At 50.3% G+C, this 24,339-nt stretch carries 9 protein-coding genes, 2 tRNA genes and 3 rRNA genes; 1 reads left to right on the forward strand and 13 read right to left on the reverse strand.

Annotated elements, in window-relative coordinates; genetic code table 11:
* The first annotated feature begins 271 nt into the window (after window positions 1–271).
* Window positions 272–8,254 (forward strand): MopE-related protein, encoded by a 7,983-nt coding sequence (locus AB1756_05240; protein ID MEW5806737.1) that lies wholly within the window; start codon window positions 272–274, stop codon window positions 8,252–8,254.
* A gap of 65 nt (window positions 8,255–8,319) precedes the next feature.
* Here AB1756_05240 and ruvB read toward each other — a convergent pair whose 3' ends face one another.
* From ruvB to AB1756_05305, 13 genes are all read right to left on the reverse strand, one after another.
* Window positions 8,320–9,351 (reverse strand): Holliday junction branch migration DNA helicase RuvB, encoded by a 1,032-nt coding sequence (gene ruvB / locus AB1756_05245; GenBank protein MEW5806738.1) that lies wholly within the window; start codon window positions 9,349–9,351, stop codon window positions 8,320–8,322.
* Between the two features lie 6 nt (window positions 9,352–9,357).
* On the reverse strand, window positions 9,358–9,996 hold the full coding sequence (gene ruvA, locus AB1756_05250) for a Holliday junction branch migration protein RuvA (protein ID MEW5806739.1): 639 nt from the start codon (window positions 9,994–9,996) through the stop codon (window positions 9,358–9,360).
* The gene (gene ruvC / locus AB1756_05255; GenBank protein MEW5806740.1) at window positions 9,993–10,532 is read right to left on the reverse strand and encodes a crossover junction endodeoxyribonuclease RuvC; all 540 of its coding nucleotides are present in this window, start codon (window positions 10,530–10,532) and stop codon (window positions 9,993–9,995) included. The genes ruvA and ruvC overlap by 4 nt, the downstream gene beginning before the upstream one ends.
* A complete protein-coding gene (locus AB1756_05260; GenBank protein MEW5806741.1) occupies window positions 10,533–11,279 on the reverse strand; it encodes a YebC/PmpR family DNA-binding transcriptional regulator in 747 nt (248 codons plus the stop codon).
* 141 nt (window positions 11,280–11,420) lie between these two features.
* Window positions 11,421–11,537, reverse strand: a 5S ribosomal RNA gene (gene rrf, locus AB1756_05265).
* A gap of 19 nt (window positions 11,538–11,556) precedes the next feature.
* Window positions 11,557–12,570 (reverse strand): OmpW family outer membrane protein, encoded by a 1,014-nt coding sequence (locus tag AB1756_05270; GenBank protein MEW5806742.1) that lies wholly within the window; start codon window positions 12,568–12,570, stop codon window positions 11,557–11,559.
* Between the two features lie 285 nt (window positions 12,571–12,855).
* Window positions 12,856–15,900, reverse strand: a 23S ribosomal RNA gene (locus AB1756_05275).
* Between the two features lie 109 nt (window positions 15,901–16,009).
* A tRNA-Ala gene (locus AB1756_05280) sits at window positions 16,010–16,085 on the reverse strand.
* Between the two features lie 55 nt (window positions 16,086–16,140).
* Window positions 16,141–16,217: transfer RNA gene (locus tag AB1756_05285), tRNA-Ile, on the reverse strand.
* 158 nt (window positions 16,218–16,375) lie between these two features.
* A 16S ribosomal RNA gene (locus AB1756_05290) occupies window positions 16,376–17,933 on the reverse strand.
* The 16S, 23S and 5S rRNA genes sit together here with 2 tRNA genes alongside, the layout of an rRNA operon.
* A gap of 301 nt (window positions 17,934–18,234) precedes the next feature.
* Complete coding sequence (locus AB1756_05295) at window positions 18,235–20,862, reverse strand: alkaline phosphatase family protein (GenBank protein ID MEW5806743.1); 2,628 nt, start codon at window positions 20,860–20,862, stop codon at window positions 18,235–18,237.
* 52 nt (window positions 20,863–20,914) lie between these two features.
* On the reverse strand, window positions 20,915–21,877 hold the full coding sequence (locus AB1756_05300; protein ID MEW5806744.1) for a tetratricopeptide repeat protein: 963 nt from the start codon (window positions 21,875–21,877) through the stop codon (window positions 20,915–20,917).
* Window positions 21,858–24,203 carry a tetratricopeptide repeat protein gene (locus AB1756_05305; protein ID MEW5806745.1) on the reverse strand — a complete coding sequence of 782 codons (2,346 nt, stop codon included), beginning with the start codon at window positions 24,201–24,203 and terminating at the stop codon, window positions 21,858–21,860. Before AB1756_05305 ends, AB1756_05300 begins: the two co-directional genes overlap by 20 nt.
* Window positions 24,204–24,339: the final 136 nt, after the last annotated feature.

Genomic DNA, 24,339 nt, shown 5'->3' on the forward strand with positions numbered 1-24,339 from the left:
ACTAAATTTTCAATGGAGAAGCAGCCCTCCGTATGGTGCTGCAGATATGCAGAGGCTCTTTTTGCAGATCCATCAGCAAATAGTTTTTCCGTCGATTGACTTTGCCCATGCAAATATGTATAAGAGGAACCGAAATGAAAAAATCATTTCATTTTTTGCAGAATTTATCCTTGACAAGAAGGCGATATCACCGTAGATATTACACACATGGGGAAAATGTGTAATCAATCATATAAACTATTGCGTCTTAAAAAATGCATAGGAGGAGGTCATGCAAAACAGGTATAGCTTTTGGAGAATCTTTTCTGTTATCCTCGCGCTGATAGCACTCTCTATCACCACCTTTTCGGCAGCCGAGGAGAACGTCCCGGATGTCAAGAAGAAGTTGAACAGCAGCAGCAGCGGCACCATCTCCGTGACCGTGGGGAACACCAATCAAGCAAAACCTAACGATTCCGGTGCAACAACAGCGTCCGTGACCGCCGGGAACTCCGCGGAGGATCCAAATAAGGTCATTATGAAAAAACCCGTTCTCTATCAGCGAAGCAATTATGTATGGCCATACTTGACAGGACCTTACTATGGGGAGGTTCCACCAGAATTTGTCTCTTCTCCATACTATCTGAAAACGATGGTTGGTTCTTTCGATACACGCAGCGGCCTGTTCGACATTCCAGGAGAATTGAAGAAGGGAATCCTCCTCCAGACAACGGATACGATGCAGTATTTCATAGCACAGTTCAATCCTGATTATTTCGACTATGGGAAGTTTGAGGTAACGCGAAAAGAGTTCGAAAACCTGGGGGTGCAGTTCTTTGATTATCTGTCCAATCGCGCTCACATCGTCCTGCTCAATTCCAGCAATTATCCGATCGTTGCCTCTTCTCCCAAGATTCAATTTCTGGAACCCTACCACCCTGCCTTAAAAATAGCCCCCAACGTTGGGAAAATACCTCTTCCCGACCCTGTTGCGGCCATTTCTCCTGTATATTCTCTTGTCGTCATGCTTTTCCCGAATGAACCAGCGATTGTAGCCTCACAGAAGATCTCCCAGATGGGTGGAATGATCAAGTTCGTTTACGGCAACACAATCTATGTAGACATCGATCGAAGCAAGATCGGAGAAATCGCCAGTTTAGAGGCGGTCAGAGGCGTCTTTGAAGTAGCCCCGCATTTCCCCCATGGTGAAGAAACGACGACAGTCATGCAGACAGGGGATTATAACGAGGGCGCGGTTCCATACTTCGACGTGGGAGTTGACGGAGGCGGAGGAGGAGGGATAGCCAATCCTCAGTATCTCCAGGTTGTCGATACAGGCGCCAGCTATGATGCCGGGGACCTTTCCAATACGAGATCGGATCCGGGGTATCCTGCCGATCCTACGATACCAAATCCTTCCCACAGGAAAATCTATCTCTATAAAACCACAGGCTCATGGGGCGGAAGTGGTGATTATAAGAGCTGTGATGATGTTGCGAGTGGCGGCTATACACACGGACAGGTTGTATCGGCAACGGCTCTCGGAAACGCTTCCGATGTGGATCCCAGCTATGGTGAAGGATGGTACTTCTATGACTCCAACGATAACCCATGGAAGATTGATGGCGTTGCGAAAGGGGCGAAGCTTCTGTTCTACGATGATTATATTACTCCTGCTTCAGGAGCCTGTGATGAAGGAGGCAGCCCAACCAAATCTTTCTATGGCGGAACGCCAGGAAGCGGTATCCTTGGTGATGGTTATTCCAATGGCGCTAGAGGCACCAACTACAGCTTTGGCTCAGATAGCCAGGTTTACGATGCGCACCCGCAGCAGATCGATGAATTTCTGTTTGAGAATCAAGAAGCGATGGTATTCATATCGGCGGGCAATTCAAGCTCCGATACAAATGCCGATGGGACGGCCGACGAAAGGACGATTGGCAGTCCGGCCAACAGTAAGAATGCCATCGTAGTCGGAGGTTCAGGCAATGCCGGTTATACTAACTGGAGAGCCGATTTCTCGAGCGTCGGTCCAGTAGGATCGACAAGCAAGCCGAGGGTTGCTCCTCTGCTAATGGCTCCCGCCGTCGATTATGGCCTGCAGGGTATCTCGTCAGAATATTCCTGCAAGAGCCAGGATAACGATCAGACCGGCACCGTTGTTTGCAATAGTACAAACAATAACAGCGGGACCAGCTTCTCTTCGCCGGCGGCAATGGGAGCTTCTGCCATCGTCAGGGATTACTTCGCTCAGGGGTTCTATCCTGACGGAACATCATCCGATGCGGGAAACGACGCCGACAAGGTACCGGTCATTTCAGGAGCTCTTGTTAAAGCCATCCTCATAGCTTCTGCCGAATTCATGGATGGCGCCTATATCTCGAAGAAATACAGATTCAATAACGAAATAGGGTACGGTCGAATCGAGTTGCGCAATGTCCTCCCGCTCATAACGGATCCCTCGACCCCCGTAGGCCTCATCATCGATGATCAGGGATTATCAACAGGCCAGGGTATATCACCAAATGATTCTGTCATAATTGAGTTCCAGGTCACGGATACGACCATTCCTCTGAAAGCCGCCGTAGCCTGGATCGATGGTACGAGCACGAGCCCTTACGGTGAAGATCTCATCAACGATCTTGATCTCGAGCTATGGTTTGACTCCAATGGCAACGGATCCCTGGATTCGAACGAGCATCTCTACTGGGGGAACTACTTCACTGAAGACAAGGACAAAGATGGTACGCTCGACTCAGGCGAAGACAACGACGGCGACGGCACGATAGACCAGAGCGAATGGTCGCTCGAGGTCAAGAATAGCGGTGCGAATGCCTCCAGAGATACCTTCAACGTGAATGAAGGAATATTCGTTTCCACGAGTGACCTGGCCAGAGACAACAACAGCGATGGCACCATCGATGAGGAGCTATCAGGAACGTGGATACTGAAGATCAGTGCCAAATTGGCTAATCTCGAAGCGCAAAAGTATGCGGCCGCCATTGCGGGAGGATGCGTTGCTGGAAGCAGCATCAGATTCGATAAGAGCCCGGTTGTCTGCAACGACATCGTCCACGTGATCGTCAATGAGGTGGACGAGGCAGGCGATCCCGGAAGCGGCCTTACTCCCAGCGTGATCAGCGGAAGAACGACTGTTTACGTCATCGATCCAGGACCGGACCGTCAGATTGATACCACCGACGACGTTACGGTAGATACCGAAACAGGGATCTCTTTCATCCAGCAAGGCGCGGCGCTGAAATTCAAGTCTGAGGATCTCCCGACATCCAGCTCTTCGACGCAGGGCAATAACAACGGGATTCTGGATCTGGAAGATGGGTACTACTTGAAGGCAGTATATCAGGATGTTTCTGACCAGAGATTCTCCATGATTAAAGCGGACTGCACGGTAAGGTTGCAGAGCGGAACAAAGATCTGGCAGTGGGGCAGAAACTACGCTTACTACCTGGACGGAGGTTGCGAAGTCAACGGCATAGGCAGGTCCTTGCCCGACAAATACCCGGATAAAGAAGAAAAAATCGTTTACTGGATCGCCATTCTCAACGGCGAAGGAACAGACCTTGTCGATCTCGAAGCCGAATTGAGAGCCGTTGTGCCTGATTCAGACAACAATGATGATCCAGGAAGATTGAATAACAGTCTATCATCCTTTATAAACATCCTGAATCCGCAAAAAGTCGTTGGAAAGCTCGATTCCGGCTCAGCCATGATAATACCATTCGAGATCGAAGTCGTAGGAAATCCGACTTTCCCATCGGACAAAATCGAAATGGTTCTTGGTATCAGCGCAACCAAGAATGGAAAGTCGGTAAAGGAGTACCAGGCATTCTCACATCAACTCGATGCAGACGACGAGGTTCTCCACTTCTCAACGGATTTCCCGACGGGTGGAACGGTCACCAAAGATTACGACAACAACGAGTATGTCGGGCCACTCGATACAGGAAAGAAGCAGGGTGGACAGCTCGATGCTCCTGGAGAGGATTTTGACCTCTGGTATGAGAGAGTCCAGTTCGACGACATGACAACCACCGCATATGGCGGCGGAAACCCAGGCTTCAATGGTCCCTGGGACTTTAACACCAACGGGGAAGATTTCCGGACAGGCATTCACCCGAAATCAACAGAGGGAACCAACTATATAACGAACTGGGGAGAAGATAAAAACTTTAATGATATTCTAGACACGGGCGAAGACAGGGAGCCCGCTGACGATACACTCAGCCAGAACTGGGCCAACAAAGGAGGTTGCGGATTCCAGACCAAAGGATCCGAGCCAGAAGCATGGAAGGGTGGTGCATGGCATACAGGAACAATATTCAATGACCAGCAAACAGGACAAGTAGGATGTCTCACACCAACGAAACCAGGAGGAGCAATAAAATGCCAGCCCTATGAAACAAGATCTGGAACAAACAATGCGGATTACTGGAAGGAATTCCTCAAGACGCCGGACATCAATAAGGTCCATGTCAATAACGATGCCAATGGATTCTCGTACTACGTTGAATTCGGTTACGATGCCGTCCAGTGGAACCAGCAGGTCGATCTTAACGATACGCTGACGGTTGTCACCTGGGAACTCGATACAGATACGGAATCAGACGATGAAATCAGCTTCATCGATGACTGGGTATTCAACGGCTTCTCGGGAAAGATGGGGCTCAAGTCCGGTGGTAACGGAAACTTGATCGACGGCTTCTCTGCCTTTGCTCCATCAAACGCAGTGGGCGATCAGACAAACGGGACCGTCGGCAATAACAGAGTGGGAAGAAGAGGATGCGCCTTTGAAGACCTCACCGCGGACCAGCGAGACCAACCTCATGGACTTGCCAAACCGCCGGATGATGATGCTGATAACGATTGCGACTGGGACAGCAACGGCGACGGCACGATCAACAGCAGTGACTGCGACGGCTCCACGGATGAATTCGTAACGGCCAATGGACCCTACAAGAACTTCGGCACCGGCTGGCCCAGGACAAATGGACTCCGGCCCGGAGAAACCTTCGAAGACTATTACGGCGATTCCGGAAAGAAGTTTGCAGCCGCCTTCGGTTTCTGGGTATATGAAGGGAGCCAGTCCAATACACCAGTAGGAAATGGTTATGGATTAGCCATTGACGACGTTGCAATTGAATGGGACGAGATGCATCCCATCGCCGATCAGACGGATTGCAGCACGAACGGACAGTGCGCCTCGATGTCAATCAAGACCATCTACATGTATGAAGGCCTGTCTCTGGTTCCTGTAAGCATACTGGACGTCAATGCCGAAACCACACAGGGCGTGGGTCCAACCTGGGATAAGGATGACACATCCTCGGTTGACATACAGGATGCCGACAGTGATGGTCTCAAAGAAATCAGGATACTTGCCTACTCGGAAGCCGAGCCGAATGGGGAATATTTCTGGCTCGAACAGAAAGCATCCGGCTCCTTCGAGTACACTGGAAACGTCCCGATATCCACGGGATTTGATGAGGATGGAGTCATCTTCGTCAAGGTTGATGGAACCGATCTCCCGACTCTCTACATAAAATATGTGGATAAGAGTGATGGTGTGCATGTTTACAACCATGGCACCGATGGATGTCCCGGAAAATGCGGCGTTGACGATGACAAATATGGACCCGATGGGGCGCCGGGATCCAAAGATTACGACGACGATGGAGATGGAACGGTGGATGAGGCTGATGAGTGGTGCATGGGTCCGGGCGGAACCCCCGTCGGCGATGATGACTGCGATAATCTAACTGACGAAGCCGATGAGCATTGTCCGCTTGCCGGCGGTGGATACCTGAGGCCTTACGGAGATGACAATTGCGGCTGCCCGATCAATCCTATCTTTTACGGCTCTTCCATCTCATACCCCGTCGGAAGAATGTCCGTGGAACTCGTCACCATCGTCGATGACAATGGAGACCATGACGGCTTTGCCGATCAAAACGAAACTGTGACGATGGAAGTCACGTTGAGAAACCTTGCAAGAGCCGAGGGGGAATTCATAGATCTGACGAATGTAGTGGCAAAGATCCAGGCCTCCGATCTGAATAACGACGGCACGATCAACGTTGACTGCATCACGGATAGCTCCGGTAGCTACGGTGATATCCCGAAAAGAGAGGCCAGAACCAATTCCACCGACAGGTTCCAGTTCCAGGTCAAAGACGTGAATAGAAGTGGAGTCTATCAGGACCTCGACGCAGAGTTCCTGCTGACAGTCACCTCCAACGAGATCGACGGAACATACATGCCTCTCAAGATAACCGTTCCGTTAGACCTCGATGCGTCCGGAGGCTCGGCGGATCATATTACATGGACGGCGGGTTTTGAATCAGGCGAATCCAAGTTTGAGTTTGTAAGAGTGGCGGCAGCAGATGGACAGAGATGTCAGTACAACGATCCCGCCAATCCAAACTCCAACAGCTATGGAAGAGAAAACTGCAACATCGACACCGTGTTCTTAGATCAAGACTGGCACATTCATGACACATCTGCATCTATCCCATCAAATAGTAGAAGAGCTTACCTGGGTTCAAACTCGCTGCACTGGGGATACCATGAAAACCCTGCCAGCGCTTCAGGGGATACGGAGCATTTGGCGGAAATGAACATTGCCAGAACCATCAACCACATCAATCTCGGGCTCAACGACGCCACAAATAAAGCCATTCTATCCTTCAAGCAGCAATGCTCCCTGCTAGATTCGAGAGGCACCAACACTCCATGGATGGAGACCGCGGACAGGGCAGTCGTCATGGTGGCAAGAACCGATGCCAGCGGAAACGTTCAGGGGAACTGGATCAAGATCTTTCCATTCACCAATGTCTACAACTTCCAGGGAACGGATAACTTCGTTAACTGCCTCTTCGATCCGACGGATGACGGTTCTACCGAGGATGACTTCTTCCCGAACAGCCTGAGGCTCGGTCCAAGCAGCACCTGCTTCCCGGAATTCGCCTTTTCCTGGATGGGTGAAACCAACTACAGGGCGACTTTCGATCCAGAGGACACCGGAAACGGCGACGGCCCGGGTCTTCAGGGATCATCGGGTCCCGGAACATGGGTTGAGAGCAAGTTCAACCTGGAAAGACTCCAGGGATACAGGATCAAACTCCGATTCCTTGCTACATCTATCGAGAACTACCCGATGCAAACTGGAACTCAATTAGGCTACTCTGAACCTTATACCTGGTTCGATGACGGATGGTACATCGACGATGTCAAGATCACCAATACCGTCACGACAGCTTTCACCATGAGTCCTGATGCCGATACGCCGCCTGCAGCCACCTGTCCCTTAGATCCATCGCAGAACTGCACGACAATCACGCCTGACATCAAATGTGCCGATGATGGCGTCGATAATGATCAGGATGGCACGATCGATGAAACAGGCGAAGACAACTGCAAACTGCTGGCTCCCGGTCATAAAGTTACGCTGACATCCTCCGGAACGTCAGCCGACAAGTGCGTTGATGGAACATTCCAGTATCAGTGGTGGATCGATAATGACGGAGACGGTACGATCGAGGGAACCGACACGATGCTGTACGACTGGAGCGACAGGTACTACTACTTCGATGCACCAACTGCCGACACATGGTACTGTGTTAAAGCGGTTTGTTCTTCGGATAAGGAGACATGCATAGATACAGCATGCGTTCTCGTGGATGTCTACGAGGGGTGCTTCGCCGAGATCTGCGACGGTCTGGACAACGACTGTGACGGCACAGTCGATAACGGGCTGACTTTCGATGTTGATGCTGATGGTCATTCAACGCCTGACTCCTGCGCCGGCACCAAGGATGATTGCGACGACAACGACAATACAGTCTATCCAGGTGCAACCGAAATCTGCGATAGCAAGGACAACGACTGCGACGTCACCATCGATGAAGGAGCACTGCCGTTGAAAGTCACCGGCCTTGCCTTCTTATCCAAGAACAAGAACACCTTCGGCTGGAATGCTGCTCTCTGCGGAACTGCATATGATACGGTTAAGGGTGATCTCAAACTGTTGAGAAGCACGAAGGGCGATTTCAGCACAACCGTTACGGGTTGCCTCGAGAATGATGATACGGATACTCAGGCCACGGATACAAACAATCCGCCTGCGAACGGTGAGGGATTCTACTATCTGACAAGAGCGGTCAACAGCTATGGCAACGGCACATACAATACCGAAACGGCAAAGCAGATTGGAGACAGAGACGCCGAGATCAATAGCGATCCAGAGAGTTGCCCGTAACAGAGTGATGGCAGCTAATCCAAGGGGCTGAAATTCAGCCCCCTTTTTTTATCGCCTATCGAGGATTACCAGAGATTCTTCTGTTTGTGTTTGTTGCTGGATTTGTGAAAGCCGAGGTGTTTGATGGCACGCTCGGTGACTTTTCTTCCTTTGGGAGTTCGATCCAGGAAACCGATCTGGATCAGGTAGGGTTCATAGATCTCTTCGATTGTGTCTTTCTCTTCCCCGATGGCCGCCGACAGGGTGTTGAGTCCAACCGGCCCACCGCTGAATTTTTCGAGGATTGTTAGGAGAAGCTTCCTGTCTATCTCATCCAACCCGTAGGAATCGACATCGAGTCGTTCCAGAGCCTCCTTCGTTCTTCCAGCCCTGATCCTCCCATCCCCGCTGATCTGGGCGAAGTCTCTGACCCTTCTCAGGAGCCTGTTGGCGATTCTTGGTGTCCCCCTCGACCTCATCGCTATCTCCATGGAGGCATCTGGATCGATGGGGATAGACAGAATTCCTGCAGACCTCCGGACGATCGTTGCCAGGTTGTCGGAATTGTAGAAATCAAGATGATGGATGATGCCAAATCGATCCCTGAGAGGAGATGTCAGGAGCCCCACTCTTGTAGATGCCCCGACGAGAGTGAACCTCGGTATGTCAATCTTCACGGAGCGGGCGCTGGGCCCCTGCCCGATTATGATATCAATCCTGTACTCTTCCATGGCAGGATACAGGATCTCCTCGATCGCAGCGCTCAGCCGGTGAATCTCATCGATGAAGAGAACATCGTGTTCCTCCAGATTGGTGAGAATGGCTGCGAGGTCTCCTGATTTCTCGATGGCGGGACCTGATGTCGCCTTGATCCCGGAGCCCATTTCGTTGGCTATGATGTAGGCAAGGGTTGTCTTTCCGAGCCCTGGAGGTCCGTACAGCAGGACATGGTCAAGCGGTTCCTTCCTCTTCTTGGCTGCCTCGACGAAGACTTTCAGATTCTCCTTGACCTTCACTTGCCCGATAAATTCCGAGAGGAGGCGTGGGCGGAGGGTTGATTCGAACTGCTGGTCTTCCTCCGTTCTCCGGGATGTCGTGAGCTCCTTCTCATCGTCCATCTCTTCTCACCTCTTTATCATTATCTGTTTCAGCGATCTCCTGAAGAGATCCTCAAAGACAGGCAGCTCCTCAGGATGGTCTTTGCTGAATGATGCGAATGATTCCTCGACCGCCTTCCTGGCGGTTGCTCTGGGAAATCCAAGATTTGAGAGGGCGGAAATGGCATCATCAAAGAGAGCCTGCGCCCCTGGATCCACTTTTCTCCATTTCCAATCCTCCGCTTGCCCGGCTTCATCAACGGGAAGTTCGGCGAGTTTGTCCTTCAATTCCAGAGCAATCCTCTCGGCGATCTTCTTTCCTATCCCGGGGATCGTCTTCAACTTCTCTGAATCGCCGCCTCGGATTGCCCTGACCAGCTCCATGAAGTCAATACCCGACAGGATGTTGATGGCCAGCCTGGGACCTATCCCGGAGATGGAGATGAGCCTTTCGAACAGAAGCTTCTCCTCCCTTGTGAGAAATCCATAAAGATTGATTGAATCTTCTTTCAGATGAGTATAGATCTCCAGAGAGACAGGTTTTCCATCCTCGATCTTGAAGTAGGTGGAAAGAGGAACGCTGACATCGTAGCCGATCCCGTTAACATCGATTACAAGAAAGTTCGGTTTTCGAAAAACTATCTCTCCTGTCAATCTCCCGATCATATTTTTCTCTTATTTTTCTCCTGTCTGACTTGCCCATGGAGTTCTTCTTTTCCGTGAGCACTCTCCCATCTTCTCATGTTGTGAGCATGGCATATGGCGACGGCAAGGGCATCGGATGCATCGGCCGTGTGCGGATAGCTTGTTAGATGGAGAAGCCTCATGGTCATTAGCTGAACCTGCCTCTTGTCGGCTCTTCCATATCCCGTCACTGCTTTCTTGACCTCCAATGGACTGTATTCATAGAAAGTGGTCCTGGATCGGAGCACGGCCAGGAGGATGACTCCTCTAACCTGTCCGAGTTTCAAAGCCGACTTGACGTTTGTTGCGAAGAAAACCTCCTCCACCGCAATGGCAGAAGGCCTATGTTTTTGAATGATTGTTTCTATTCCAGCAAATATCTTCGTCAGAGAGGAAGAACCATCGTTCGTAGCGCTGAATATGGTTCCCGATTCGATATGTCTGATCGCGTTATTCTGGAACTCAATGATGCCAAACCCTGTCGCGCGGGTCCCGGGGTCTATGCCAAGGATCTTCACTTAGGACTCATCCACGATTTCAGATTCGTCAATGTCAAAGTTCGCGAAGACATGCTGGACATCATCATGATCCTCGAGGATCTCGAGCAGGCCCAGGAGCTGCTGGGTCTTCTTTCCTTCAATCCTGACCCTGTTCTGAGGAATCATCGCAATCTGGGAAACTTCAACGGGTATCCCTTTCTTTTCAACGGCCATCTTCACTGCCTCGAAGTTCCCGGGGTCAGTGAATACCTCGTAGTTCTCTCCATCGATCCTCATGTCCTCTGCTCCGGCTTCAAGCACCGTTTCCATAAGGGATTCCTCGTCAATGCTCCTTCTCTGGATCACGAAGTACCCCTTCTTTGCAAACATCCATGAGACGCTGTTGGATTCTCCGAGATGCCCTCCATGCTTGCCGAAGAGATGCCTGATCTCCGGCGTAGTTCTGTTCTTGTTGTCCGTCATGGCCTCCACATAAATGGCAACACCCCCGGGACCATAGCCCTCGTAAACGACTTCTTCAATTGAAACACCGGGAAGCTCCCCTGTTCCTTTTTGAATGGCCCTCTTGATGTTATCAGCAGGCATGTTGGCCGCCTTGGCATCGGTGATAGCGGCTCGGAGTCTCGCATTGCTGCCGGGGTCTCCTCCCCCTAACCTTGCCGCTACGGTGATCTCCTTGATGAGCTTCGTAAAGATTTTTCCCCTCCTGGCATCAGCGGCCGCCTTTTTATGCTTGATGGAACTCCACTTTGAATGTCCTGACATCTCTTCTTCCCTTTTATTAGTGCATCATTTTATCATAAGAGATTATCATTTTGAAAACTGTCCTCTCGATCCGACGAGGCCTTCCCTGCCGGGCGCACCAAATAAAAAGCCCCTGTTCTTCAACAGGGGCTATAAAATTTATCCCGGCAATGACCTACTCTTCCACATCGTTGCCAATGCAGTACCATCGGCGCTGAAGGGCTTAACTTCCGTGTTCGGAATGGGAACGGGTGTTTCCCCTTCGCTAAGATCACCGGGAAGCTTTCATTCCCTTTTTTTAGAATGTATATTTTATCCCAACTCCCAGAGAAAATCCACCGTACTTGATATTTCCGCCGTTGACATAATACATGCCACCATCCAGGATCCCATCACCATTGAAATCAAATGCCCCTCCCGAAGATATGCCATATGGCTCACCATATATTGGTGGAACAGTTTCCCAATCTTCTACTTCCAAGTTAGGAAACCCGCGCCCAAATTTTTCTACTCCGTCAACTTTAACGCTCATCCTTTTTGATGCAAAGACATATTTCGCATCCATGAAGATTGCCCAATGCTTCTTGAAAGTATAATCAAAACCTCCCGCGACATGATATTCGAGCGAGTCCGGCGCTTCCACCGTTACGGGGCCCAGATCTCTGTTCAGGTATTCTGATTGATAGGCAGACATGAATGTTCCAATGGACCGATCGATTCTTGAGGAAAACTGATCCAGCTCGGATGATGAATCGAATTCTACCATGATGAACCCTATGCCTGCTCCTATATATGGATTGAAGTTGCTCTTTGGCCGGAACCGGATGATGCCGGAAGTCTGAATGGGTACCCTCGTCAGTTCGCCGACTGGCAATAGATACAACCTGAAGAGATGCTCGTTCTTATCCTGGTACAGTTTTGCTGCTTCAGGGTCCACTTCATCCTCAAATCTCACGCATACTTCCAGATCTCCAACATCGCTTTTTGAATAGCCGATACTGGCCTCGATGAGGAACCAGGATGTGATCCCGTAGTTTGCGCCGAACATCATCTGATAGGCATCCTGGATCTTGAGCGAATTGCTCGAGGCGTTGTCTGGCCGGGGATCGGGTCTCACGGCTTCCAGATAGCCGCCGCGGATATAATATGCTCTATTGCTGGCATCGCTGTTTATCTCGTCGCTAGTCGTGTAATTATTGAGGAGTGCAAAGAGAGTGAATTTCTTTTCAATATCTTCTGCAAAAATAGGACAGCGGAGAAATCCCGCAAGGATCATGGCTCCCATGAAACAGCTCAATTTTTTCATCATCATTTTCTCCATGGAACTTATATTTTCGTAAAAATGGATTTGATTTTATACACCACAAAGAGCCTGGAGTCAACCTAAAATATGCATTATTGCTGATTAGATACAGCATAGTTGCATCATATAAAAATATTAAGAAACCATCATCCGCGACCGGAACAGATCCAGATAAGTAAGAGTGAGAACCCTTAATAAACGATATTGCTGCTATTCGCGAGATTAAAAAATTCTGGGTTAAAATAAACATAAAAAAATGTTGCCCCCTTGACGGGGGCAACAATTTCAAATTTTATGGTCAAGCCTCACGACTGATTAGTACTGGTAAGCTCAACGCATTACTGCGCTTACACATCCAGCCTATCAACCTCGTCATCTCCAAGGAGTCTTCAGTCACCTTACGGTGAGGGATACCTAATCTTGGAGGTGGCTTCACGCTTATATGCCTTCAGCGTTTATCCTATCCGAACATAGCTACCCAGCGCTGCCCCTGGCAGGACAACTGGTACACTAGAGGTTCGCTCCTTCCGGTCCTCTCGTACTAGGAAGGACCTTCCTCAAGTATCCTGCGCCCACTACAGATAGGGACCGAACTGTCTCACGACGTTCTAAACCCAGCTCACGTACCGCTTTAATCGGCGAACAGCCGAACCCTTGGGACCTACTTCAGCCCCAGGATGCGATGAGCCGACATCGAGGTGCCAAACCTTGCCGTCGATGTGAACTCTTGGGCAAGATAAGCCTGTTATCCCCGGCGTACCTTTTATCCGTTGAGCGACGGCCCTTCCATGTGGAACCGCCGGATCACTAGAGCCTGCTTTCGCACCTGCTCGACTTGTTGGTCTCGCAGTCAAGCTCCCTTATGCTCTTGCACTCTCTGGCTGATTTCCAAACAGCCTGAGGGAACCTTCGCACGCCTCCGTTACAGTTTAGGAGGCGACCGCCCCAGTCAAACTACCCACCTAGCAATGTCCCCGGACCGGATTCACGGCCCAGAGTTAGGATCTCAGCATCATAAGGGTGGTATCTCACCGTTGGCTCCACGCGAGCTAACGCTCACGCTTCAAAGCCTCCCACCTATCCTGCACATACAATACCAAAATCCATTGCTAAGATATAGTAAAGGTGCACGGGGTCTTTCCGTCTTGCAGCGGGCAACCGGCATCTTCACCGGTACTACAGATTCGCTGAGCCCCTCGTTGAGACAGCGCCCAACTCGTTACGCCATTCGTGCAGGTCGGAACTTACCCGACAAGGAATTTCGCTACCTTAGGACCGTTATAGTTACGGCCGCCGTTTACCGGGGCTTCAATTCAGAGCTTTGCCTTGCGACTAACTCCTCCTTTTAACCTTCCGGCACCGGGCAGGCGTCAGACCCTATACTTCGCCTTTTTTGCTTTGCAGAGTCCTGTGTTTTTAGTAAACAGTCGTTTGGGCCATTTCATTGCAACCCCTTCAGGCCTGGAAGGCGAGCTTCCTCACCCGATGGGGTACCCCTTCTCCCGAAGTTACGGGGCCATTTTGCCGAGTTCCTTAACGAGGGATCACTCACGCGCCTTAGGATTCTCTCCTCGTCTACCTGTGCCGGATTGCGGTACGGTCACCCGAAGAGCTGGCTAGAGGATTTTCCTGACAGTGTGGATTCAGCAAGTTGGTTTGACCGAAGTCGCACTTCCCCGCTTTCCTCGGAGTTATTGGTCTCCCGGATTTGCCTGAGAAACCCTCCTACGATCGCGGCCGGGCATTTCCACTCGCCCGTATGCCTATCCTTCTGCGTCTCCTCATCGCTCGTAACGCTCTCCTGGTGGTGCAGGAATATTGACCTGCTCTCCATCACCTACGCCTTTCGGCCTCGGCTTAGGGACCGACTAACCCTGAGCGGACGAACCTTCCTCAGGAAACCTTAGACTTTCGGCGACGCCGATTCTCACAGCGTTTATCGCTACTTGTGCCGGCAGGGTCTCTTCCATACAGTCCACTGATCCTTGCGATTCAGCTTCGCTCTGTATGGAATGCTCCCCTACCACTCGATTCACTCAAAGTGAATCAAATCCGCAGCTTCGGTAACGAGCTTTAGCCCCGTTGAATTGTCGGCGCAGAACCGCTTGACCAGTGAGCTGTTACGCTTTCTTTAAAGGATGGCTGCTTCTAAGCCAACCTCCTGGTTGTCTCTGCGTTCCCACATCCTTTCCCACTTAGCTCATATTTGGGGACCTTAGCTGACGGTCTGGGCTGTTTCCCTTTTGACAATGAAGCTTATCCCCCACTGTCTGACTCCCATACTTTGAGCTAAAGGCATTCGGAGTTTCGTTGGATTCAGTAACCTTGTAAGGCCCCTAGTCCATCGAGTACTCTACCACCTTTAGCAAACGTATGAGGCTAGCCCTAAAGCTATTTCGGGGAGAACGAGCTATATCTGAGTTTGATTAGCCTTTCACCCCCACCCTCAGCTCATCCAAGCTGTTTTCAACCAACACTGGTTCGGGCCTCCACACACTGTTACGTGTGTTTCACCCTGGCCAAGGGTAGATCACTCAGCTTCGCGTTTAATCCATGCAACTCGAGCGCCCATTTCGGACTCGCTTTCGCTACGGCTCGCTTATCGCTTAACCTTGCTACATAGATTAACTAGCCGGCTCATTATGCAAAAGGCACGCGGTCAGGCATTGCCGTTCGCTTCCCGAAGTCGAAACAACGGTGCGCTTCAGCCATAGCCCTTCCACTGCTTGTAAGCAAACGGTTTCAGGTACTATTTCACTCCCTTAAAAAGGGTTCTTTTCACCTTTCCCTCACGGTACTGGTTCACTATCGGTCGAAGAGTAGTATTTAGCCTTAGGAGATGGTCCTCCTGGATTCCCACAGGGTTTCACGTGTCCCGTGGTACTTGGGAAGCAGACAAGAGATGCTGTGTTTTTCCTTACAAGACTGTTACTTTGTATCGTTGACCTTTCCAGATCATTCAGATAACACGGCATTTTGTAACTCTTTGATCCCGTCCTGCCGGAATCAACCTGCTCCCGCTACACCGACTGAACAACGCACAGGAGCTTTAGCATTCAGCCGGTTTGGGCTGTTCCCTTTTCGCTCGCCGCTACTGGGGGAATCGCGTTTGCATTCTCTTCCTGAGGGTACTAAGATGGTTCAATTCCCCTCGTTTGCTCCTTGCCTCCTATTTTATTCAGAGGCAGGTGATCCAACATTACTCGGATCGGGTTGCCCCATTCGGAAATCCCCGGGTTGAAGTCTGCTTGCGACTAACCGGGGCTTATCGCAGCTTGCTACGTCCTTCATCGCCTCTCTTCGCCAAGGCATCCACCGTTTGCCCTTAGTAGCTTGACCATAAAAAGTCATTTACTCAGCGAATAGCCGCTAATTATATAAATTGTCAAAGAACTTTTAGCCTGCGGGAAGGCTCTCCTTCCCGAGGATAAAATACTTGAAAAGATCATGGTGGAGGTAAGCGGAATCGAACCGCTGGCCTCCTGCGTGCAAAGCAGGCGCTCTCCCAGCTGAGCTATACCCCCAACTATCAAATAAAAAGACTCACGCCCACAGGCCTGATGGCTGCACCGCCTTCAATGGTGGGCCTAAGTGGATTTGAACCACTGACCTCACGCTTATCAGGCGTGCGCTCTAACCATCTGAGCTATAGGCCCTTCATAGCCTTTTTGCTATAGGTTTCTGGCCTCCCAGATGGAGGCATTCAGGCCTGCTTTTTAGCCAGTGTTCCTTAAAAGCTAAATAGAGCGTGACCTGCCCTTATAAACAAAATCGACCATAGGATAACATCAGCAAATGCTATGTTACTCCTTAGAAAGGAGGTGATCCAGCCACAGGTTCTCCTACGGCTACCTTGTTACGACTTCACCCCAATCATCGATCACACCGTGGGCACCTGCCTCCCTTTCGGGTTAGCTCGATGACTTCAAGTGCAACCGACTTTCGTGATGTGACGGGCGGTGTGTACAAGGCCCGGGAACGTATTCACCGCAGCGTGCTGATCTGCGATTACTAGCGATTCCAACTTCATGCAGTCGAGTTGCAGACTGCAATCCGAACTGAGAGCGGTTTTTTGGGATTTGCTCCACCTCACGGCATCGCAACCCTTTGTCCCGCCCATTGTAGCACGTGTGTAGCCCTGGACATAAAGGCCATGAGGACTTGACGTCATCCCCACCTTCCTCCCCGTTATCCGAGGCAGTCCCCTTAGAGTTCCCGGCTTGACCCGATGGCAACTAAGGGTAAGGGTTGCGCTCGTTGCGGGACTTAACCCAACATCTCACGACACGAGCTGACGACAGCCATGCAGCACCTCTACAGATGTCCCGAAGGAGGGCTCCATCTCTGGAGCTTTCATCTGCAGTTCAAACCCAGGTAAGGTTCTTCGCGTTGCGTCGAATTGAACCACATGCTCCACCGCTTGTGCGGGCCCCCGTCAATTCCTTTGAGTTTCAGCCTTGCGACCGTACTCCCCAGGCGGGGCACTTAATGCGTTAGCTTCGGCACTGCAGGGGTCGATACCCGCAACACCAAGTGCCCATCGTTTACAGCTAGGACTACCAGGGTATCTAATCCTGTTTGCTCCCCTAGCTCTCGCGCCTCAGCGTCAGTACCGGTCCAGGAAGACGCCTTCGCCACCGGTGTTCCTCCTGATCTCTACGCATTTCACCGCTACACCAGGAATTCCTCTTCCCCCTCCCGGACTCAAGTCAAGCAGTATCGAGCGCAGTTCCATGGTTAAGCCATGGGATTTCACACTCGACTTGCCAGACCGCCTGCACGCGCTTTACGCCCAATAATTCCGAACAACGCTTGCTCCCTACGTATTACCGCGGCTGCTGGCACGTAGTTGGCCGGAGCTTCCTCCAGCAGTACAGTCAAACATGAAAGTTATTCGCTTCCATGCTTTTCTTCCCGCTCGACAGGAGTTTACAATCCGAAGACCTTCATCCTCCACGCGGCGTCGCTGCGTCAGGCTTTCGCCCATTGCGCAATATTCCTCACTGCTGCCTCCCGTAGGAGTCTGGGCCGTGTCTCAGTCCCAGTGTGGCCGGTCACCCTCTCAGGCCGGCTACCCATCGTCGCTTTGGTGAGCCATTACCTCACCAACAGGCTAATGGGACGCGGGCCCCTCTTCGAGCGCCGGGTCCCGAAGGAGCCCCAGCTTCAATCATGAAGTCCGAAGTCCCCATGATGTCATGCGGTATTAGCCCTCCTTTCGGAAGGTTATTCCCCACTCGAGGGTAGGTTACCCACGCATTTCTCACCCGTCTGCCACTCTACTTGAGAGTTGCCCCTCTTTCGCGTTCGACTTGCATGTGTTAGGCACGCCGCCAGCGTTCGTTCTGAGCCAGGATCAAACTCTCCAATTAAAGACTTAAGCCCGAAGGCTCATTCTTCAGGATAGTTCAATCGCTCATTCAAGCGTTTAGAATTTGATGATTTGTTTACAAGGCTGGCACGCTCTATTTAGTTTTCAAAGAACATCCCTTTTTGGCAAACTGTCATTATAAAAAGACGATTTCTTCTTGTCAAGTATTTTTAAAAATTCTTATAATTTTTAAAAGATTGCCATATCTAAATATAACAACTTTTTTCCATTTTTCAAGAGTCTTTTTTCTGGACTTTAAAACCGATTGCGTAAATCTGTTCTTATCGTGCCGTACAGGCCATTTATTCCTTTATCTCGTTCAGGAAGCTCCGGAGCTTGGGCTGGTTCGGATTTCGCTTCAATGATTCTTCCCCTCTGGAAATGGCTGTCCTATAATCCCCCTTCTGCACATGAGTCACGATCTCGGCGAATGTTATGAGATCTTCACTGCCTCCAAACCTCCTCGATTTCTCAAAAGCATCGAACGCTTCCTGGAACTTCTTCTTCTTTCCATAATTGATTCCCAGCTCGAGCCAGGCCTCCGGATACTCAGGCTCTTTGGAAAGGGCTTCTTTCAGAATCCTTATGGCTTCATCCGGCTGGTCTCGCTTGGAATGGAGAATCCCCATATTGACGAGAGGAGCCGCCGCTTCAGGAACCATCTTTCTTGCTAGAAGCAGCTCCTGATAGGCTTCATTGTAAGCCTGTTTCTTTATGAGGACGGCTCCCAGCCAGTTGTGATAGAGACCTAGATTCTCATTCATTGATAGTCCCTTTCGCAGCAGACTCTCCAGTTGCGTGATGTCGCCATGCTTGTGAAGGATTCCGTAAAGCCTCACCATCGCTTCGACAAAGGTTGGGTCGATGGAAAGCGCCCTGAGATAAAGAGCGGAAGCTTCCTGGATACTATTCATCTCTTCTTCCAGCATCGCCTCGCAGGTGAATGAGACAGACTTCTCTGCGAACTCATCGCGCACTCTCGATGCGAAACCGGCCGCCTCATCCATTTTCCGCTTCTTCAAATAGAGATCCATCAAAGTGATGAGTATGCCTTCACGCTCGCCCCTGGAGTCGCTGTAGATTTTTTCATAGACCTTGATTGCTTCGTCCTCTCTCTTCGACTCCCTGTATATGTTCGCCAGAAGAGTGTAAGCAGGAGTATATCTGGGATTCTTCTTGATGGCTTTCTGAATCTCTTCTTCCGCTTTCTGGTATTCCTTATTTTTCAGATAGGTGCCGGCAAGATTGACATGATAGGTCTCACTCTTTTCAAATCCCTCCTCTTTTACCCCTGAACTCTTTCTTGATGCGGTTGATTGTCCTGGCGGCCTGGATTGTGAAGCTTCTTCGACATCGCCAGCGGCGATGTATCCGAGCGCTTTCAGATTGGCAATGAATTCATCGTCCGATCCCATCGCTGAATCGACCCCTTCCACCGCTTGAGGCTTGAAAGATGCGCTCTCGTATGTTTTCACTCTTGCCGGCGCATGGCTGGCCAGGAAAGAATCCTCGAAAGCTTGTTTGACTATCCTTCCTTCCATGTCTTCTGCCTGCGGTAGCCCGAGAATGTAAAGCACCGTAGGGGCGACATCGTATATATCGACCACGTCGGCCTGTCCTCTTCTCACGTTTGGTCCGCTTAGGACGAAAATGCCGTACATCCTGTGCCATAGGCCCGGCTTGCCTTCCACGAAGGGAGGTTCATCTCTAGGCCTTCCCGTTCCTGACTTGAAGCCATGATCAGAGAGGATCATGATGACCGTATCTTTATCTGCCTTTGTGAGAATCTCGCCGAGGAGTTCATCCTGGAACCTGTAATATTCCGGAACGACATCCTTGAACTTTTCGAAAGATTCTCGCGCGACCATCTCCATCTTCGGTTCCATGTAATGCTGGAACCTGTGCCCCACCTCATCGATCGCCTCGTAGTACACGGAGAAGAATTTGAAAGGCTCGCGCTCCAGAAGGTCGAGAGCGATCCTGTGATAGTTCATAGTCTTGGAATAGATCTTGGTGAGGTGCTGTAGCTGCGTCTTGAACTCCGCCTGCTCGTCAGTACCTGAAGAGCTCATGATGCTCTGAAATTCGCCCTCGTCCATGTGGAGGAATCTTCCGATATCGTGGAATGTGACATCGCCCTCGCCGATGAGAAATCCCTTGATCTCACCGAGATAACTCGGGGGATAGACAAGCCCCGGCCTTGAAAGCTCCTCTTTCTTAATGTTAAAAAGGGAGTAGGAGAGCCTCTCCGTGACCATGTAACCATCAATGATCTCCGCAGGCCAGGTGGCCCACCAGGCCACAAAGGCGTTCCTTAGATTGAAATCCGAGAAGATGTTCCAGAGCGCTTTCGATTTTCTGAAAGCGCTCGATATTGGGACCTTCCGGCCAGATGCGGTGTCGATGACGAGAAAGTCGTTTATGCCATGCTTGTCGGGCATCTTTCCCGTGGCTATCGTCGTCCAGAGAAGCGGAGAAAGCATCGGCTGCGTAGATTTCAGATTCGCGCGGAAACCGTTCTTGATGAGAGCATTCAGATTGGGGAGCTTGCCCTTCTCCAGCATCGGATCGATGATGAACCAGTCCGCCGCATCCCAGCCAATGAGGAAAAGGCGCAGTTTCGTATCCTTTCTTTTCTCCTCCACTTGCTTGTAAATCTCCAGGTCTGAGAGAGCTGTGGGAGGGATTAAACCATGTTCTATGATTGCCTGTGTATCCACGGTCTCCGCCGGGACTTTTCTTACTCCATGAAAAAAGGGGATCTTGAAATGCAGTCCTTCTCCGTAGGTCGAGGAAGGATGCGACCGGGTCAGTCTTGAATAGACATTACCTGTTTGCCCGGATGGGATGAAGAAGATGGAATCGATTATCGCAAAGAGTAGCACGACGGCGATTGCGCCGAAGATAAGGAATTTCTTTTTTATGGACATACAGGCAATCAGACCAAAAAGTCGTTCAGATACATATACACAAACAAGCGGATCATTTCACGGAGCCGAAGGCTTCTACCAGTTGCTTTGCCATTTCAACGTCTTCGCCACCTTCAGGAGTCAGTTCCACATACTTCTTCAACGCCTCGATTGCAGCAGGAATGTCTCCGGTCTGCACCAGGGAGAGCCCGAGGATCCTGTAGCTTTCACCGTATCCCGGATTGATCTCAATGGCTTTTCTGGAATAGTTAATAGCCTCGGTGTAGTTGCTGTCGTTGTAATAGATGACACTCAACCTATTCGCAATCTCAAAAGAATCGCTCCTGATGGAAAGATATCTCTTAAAATAATCCAGAGCCTTTTTCTTCTCTCCGGCCTTGAAAGCGGTCATTCCTATGTAGTAGAGGGAACCTTCGTGCCCAGGCTGAAGGGAAAGAACGGTTTCAAAGCCCTCGCATGCGCCCGGGTAGTCCTTCATATTATACTTGATCAGGGCGCTCAGGAAATGGGCCTGCCACATATCGCTCTTTTCGGAGATGGCCTCGTTAAGGAGTGGAAGAGCCTCAGCATATTTTCTTTTCTTGAAGAGATCATTGGCTCTATTGAAATTGACGACATGCTTTTCCCCACCTTCCATCTTTCGAGCCCAGGATTCGGCGCTCTGAAGAGTGAAATTCTGCGTCAAACTGAACCCTGCCCTGATCTTGATCTCACCCTGGGTCTTGACGTAGTCCTGCTTTTCTATGCTGAACGTGAAGAGATCCGGCGGAAGACCTATAAAAGAATAAAACCCTTTCTCGTCGGTGATTCTCGTCAGCTTGACGATGCTCTTCACCTTTGACTGCATCGTGATTGTGGCATTTTCGAGGGGATGCCCCTCTTCATCTTTCACTATTCCCTTCAATGTTCCCGTTACCGATCCGCAATAGAGATAATAGACTGATAGAAAGCTCATGAGGAACACGAGGACGAAAATCCTGCTAAAGGTTCCCCTTCTAATCGATCGTTTCATCATTTTTTATTCCTTTCAAATTCCTTCTGATCTCTTGCTGCTGAGGGTCAATCCGCAAGGATCTCTCCCAGAATTCGATCGCCTTCTGGACGTTTCCAAGATTATATTCACAGAGGGCCAGATTGTTCAAGGCGATCGTCGATTCCGGCTTGAGAGACAGAGCTCTTGAGAAAGATATGCTTGCTTCTTGATACCGACCCTCTCTGGCAAGAACAGTGCCGAGGTTTACGTTCAGCAGATAGGAATCGGGCATTCCCTCCATACCCTTCTTCAGGACATTCTTGCTTCTCTCGCGTTGCCCCTTCTCCTCCAGAACGACGGCGAATCTAACTATCTCCATCTCTCTTTCCTGGGCAGACATGATGGCGGCAGCCTGAAAGAAATACTCTTCTGCCTTATCGTACTCCTTCTTTGAAAAGTGAAGGCTGCTCAGATTGTACAGAGCCGTATGGGATCGGGGGTCGATTTCAAGGGCTTTATGAAAAGATTTGATGGCATCTTCGATCTTCCCCTCATTTTTCAGGACGATTCCTTGATTATTGTAATAAGCGGCCGTTCTTGTATCCCCGGCATCGCTTTCTGAGCGACTGGCATGCGTGGGTTGAGGAGCCATTCCCTTCCTGGAGGAGGCACCATCCGATATGTACCCGAGGGCCTTCAGGGAGGCGATGAACTCTTCATCTACCTTCTCCTGCGATGCTGGTTCCACGAGAGGCTGCACAAGATCGTCGTAGTCAACAACTGCTTCTCCTCTCTCATGTCTTACCAGTGAGACTCCCATCCCCGATCCTTCTGGAAGTCCAAATATAGACAGGATGGTCGGCGCAACATCATAGACGGATCCCAACAAAGCTCCATGCTTTTTATTCGTTCCTCCAATTGCCTCTCTGCCCGATGTCCCTTCTTCTCCTCCGGAAATGAGCATCATGGCTTTATCGCTATGCCAGAACGAGGCCGTATCCGTGTAAACGGATGATATCTCGTAAGGTCTGTCGTCGCCTTTCTTGAAACCATGATCGGAGACGATGATCATGAAAGTCTCCGAATCCATTCTCTTTATGTAGTCGCCGATCAGCAGATCCATATACTCGTAAAATCTTTCCACGGCATCGCGGTATCTCTCGAAATCATCCTTTTGAATATGATCTCTTCTGGGAGGAGCATATGCCATGAAGAGGTGAGAGACAAGGTCCACACCCTCGTAGTAAACCGCATTGAAGTCCGGTCTGTATTTATCGTAAAGGTATAGATTGATCCTGTGAATGGAATTGGTGGATGCGATGATGCTGGCCAATCCCTTAACCGGGACCCTGAATTTTCCTTCTCCGGGTCCGGACATCACCTTGATATAGTCTTCTTCAGTAATATGAATAAATCTCTTAACTTCATCATAAGTCACGGAACGAAAGTCTCGAAGCATGCCCTTTACAGCAGATTCTTCATCTTGCGGAATGACCGTGCCGCTGGCTTCTCTGCCCGCTGAGCCAAACAGCGCCGAGACCAGACTATCGGAGACCATGTATCCATCGATCCTCTCGGCAGGGGTCGTCACCCACCACCCCACGACGCCTGATTTCAAGCCGAGAGCATTGAAGATCGTCCACAGTGCCGGTGCTTTCCTGTTGGAGCTGTGCACGGGGACTTTCTTGCCCGATTCAGGGTCGAGGGAGAGAAAATCGAGTATGCCATGTCTGAGGGGAGGCATTCCTGTCGCTATCGACGTCCAGATGATGGGGGAGATTATCGGTTTGATGGTCTCGATCTCGCCAAAAGCGGCACTACTTGCAAGAATCGAAATGTTTTTAAGCTTTCCCATTCCGATGAGGGAATTCATGATATCGAAATCGGCTCCATCGATCCCGATCAAGAGAACCTTTTTCTTCTTGATGAGCTTCTTAAGTCTCGAGATCTCTTCTATCCTCTTCCGATCAGCGGAGAAATCGACGTTTGAGAGGGAGATGCTTTTTATCGAGATCCCCTGTGCATCCAGGATCTTGAACAGTGCAGGATAGAGCAATTTCTGAAAATCCTGCTCACTTCCTGAGGACAGATAATCGACGACAGGACATTCCAGAAACGAATCACGGACGGCAGCAGATATGGCCTGAATGATCATCTCCTGTCCGGAAGCTCCGGGTCCAGGCTGACGCGATAGAAACCCCTCAATAAACCCTGATCTTAAAGCGGCCGATGTCCTGACATCTACGGCCCCGCGAACTCCTTCCCGCGACGTGACGGCAATATGCTTCGCCTCGGCATACTGATTGAGATTTATCCTCTCGCTGGATGTCAGGAAAGGAATCCGCCAGAAGATTCTCGAATCCTTCAATGAAATCCACTTTCCAGATGAGTCCCGGATTATGGAAACTGCATCTTTTCCGTTGAATCCGATTCCTGAGATAAAAAAAAGTGCGGCGAGAACCAGTAAAGGAATTAAAATAGCCAGAAGTTTCGTTTTGCCAGGA

Source organism: Acidobacteriota bacterium (genome assembly GCA_040752675.1).
GTDB lineage: Bacteria > Acidobacteriota > Polarisedimenticolia > JBFMGF01 > JBFMGF01 > JBFMGF01.

Bases quoted from the DNA above. Each gene is read 5' to 3' on its own strand.
- AB1756_05240 (MEW5806737.1), top strand. From the start codon at position 272: ATGCAAAACAGGTATAGCTTTTGGAGAATCTTTTCTGTTATCCTCGCG.
- ruvB (MEW5806738.1), bottom strand. From the start codon at position 9,351: ATGGACGATGAGAAGGAGCTCACGACATCCCGGAGAACGGAGGAAGAC.
- ruvA (MEW5806739.1), bottom strand. From the start codon at position 9,996: ATGATCGGGAGATTGACAGGAGAGATAGTTTTTCGAAAACCGAACTTT.
- AB1756_05260 (MEW5806741.1), bottom strand. From the start codon at position 11,279: ATGTCAGGACATTCAAAGTGGAGTTCCATCAAGCATAAAAAGGCGGCC.
- AB1756_05270 (MEW5806742.1), bottom strand. From the start codon at position 12,570: ATGATGATGAAAAAATTGAGCTGTTTCATGGGAGCCATGATCCTTGCG.
- AB1756_05295 (MEW5806743.1), bottom strand. From the start codon at position 20,862: ATGTCCATAAAAAAGAAATTCCTTATCTTCGGCGCAATCGCCGTCGTG.
- AB1756_05300 (MEW5806744.1), bottom strand. From the start codon at position 21,877: ATGATGAAACGATCGATTAGAAGGGGAACCTTTAGCAGGATTTTCGTC.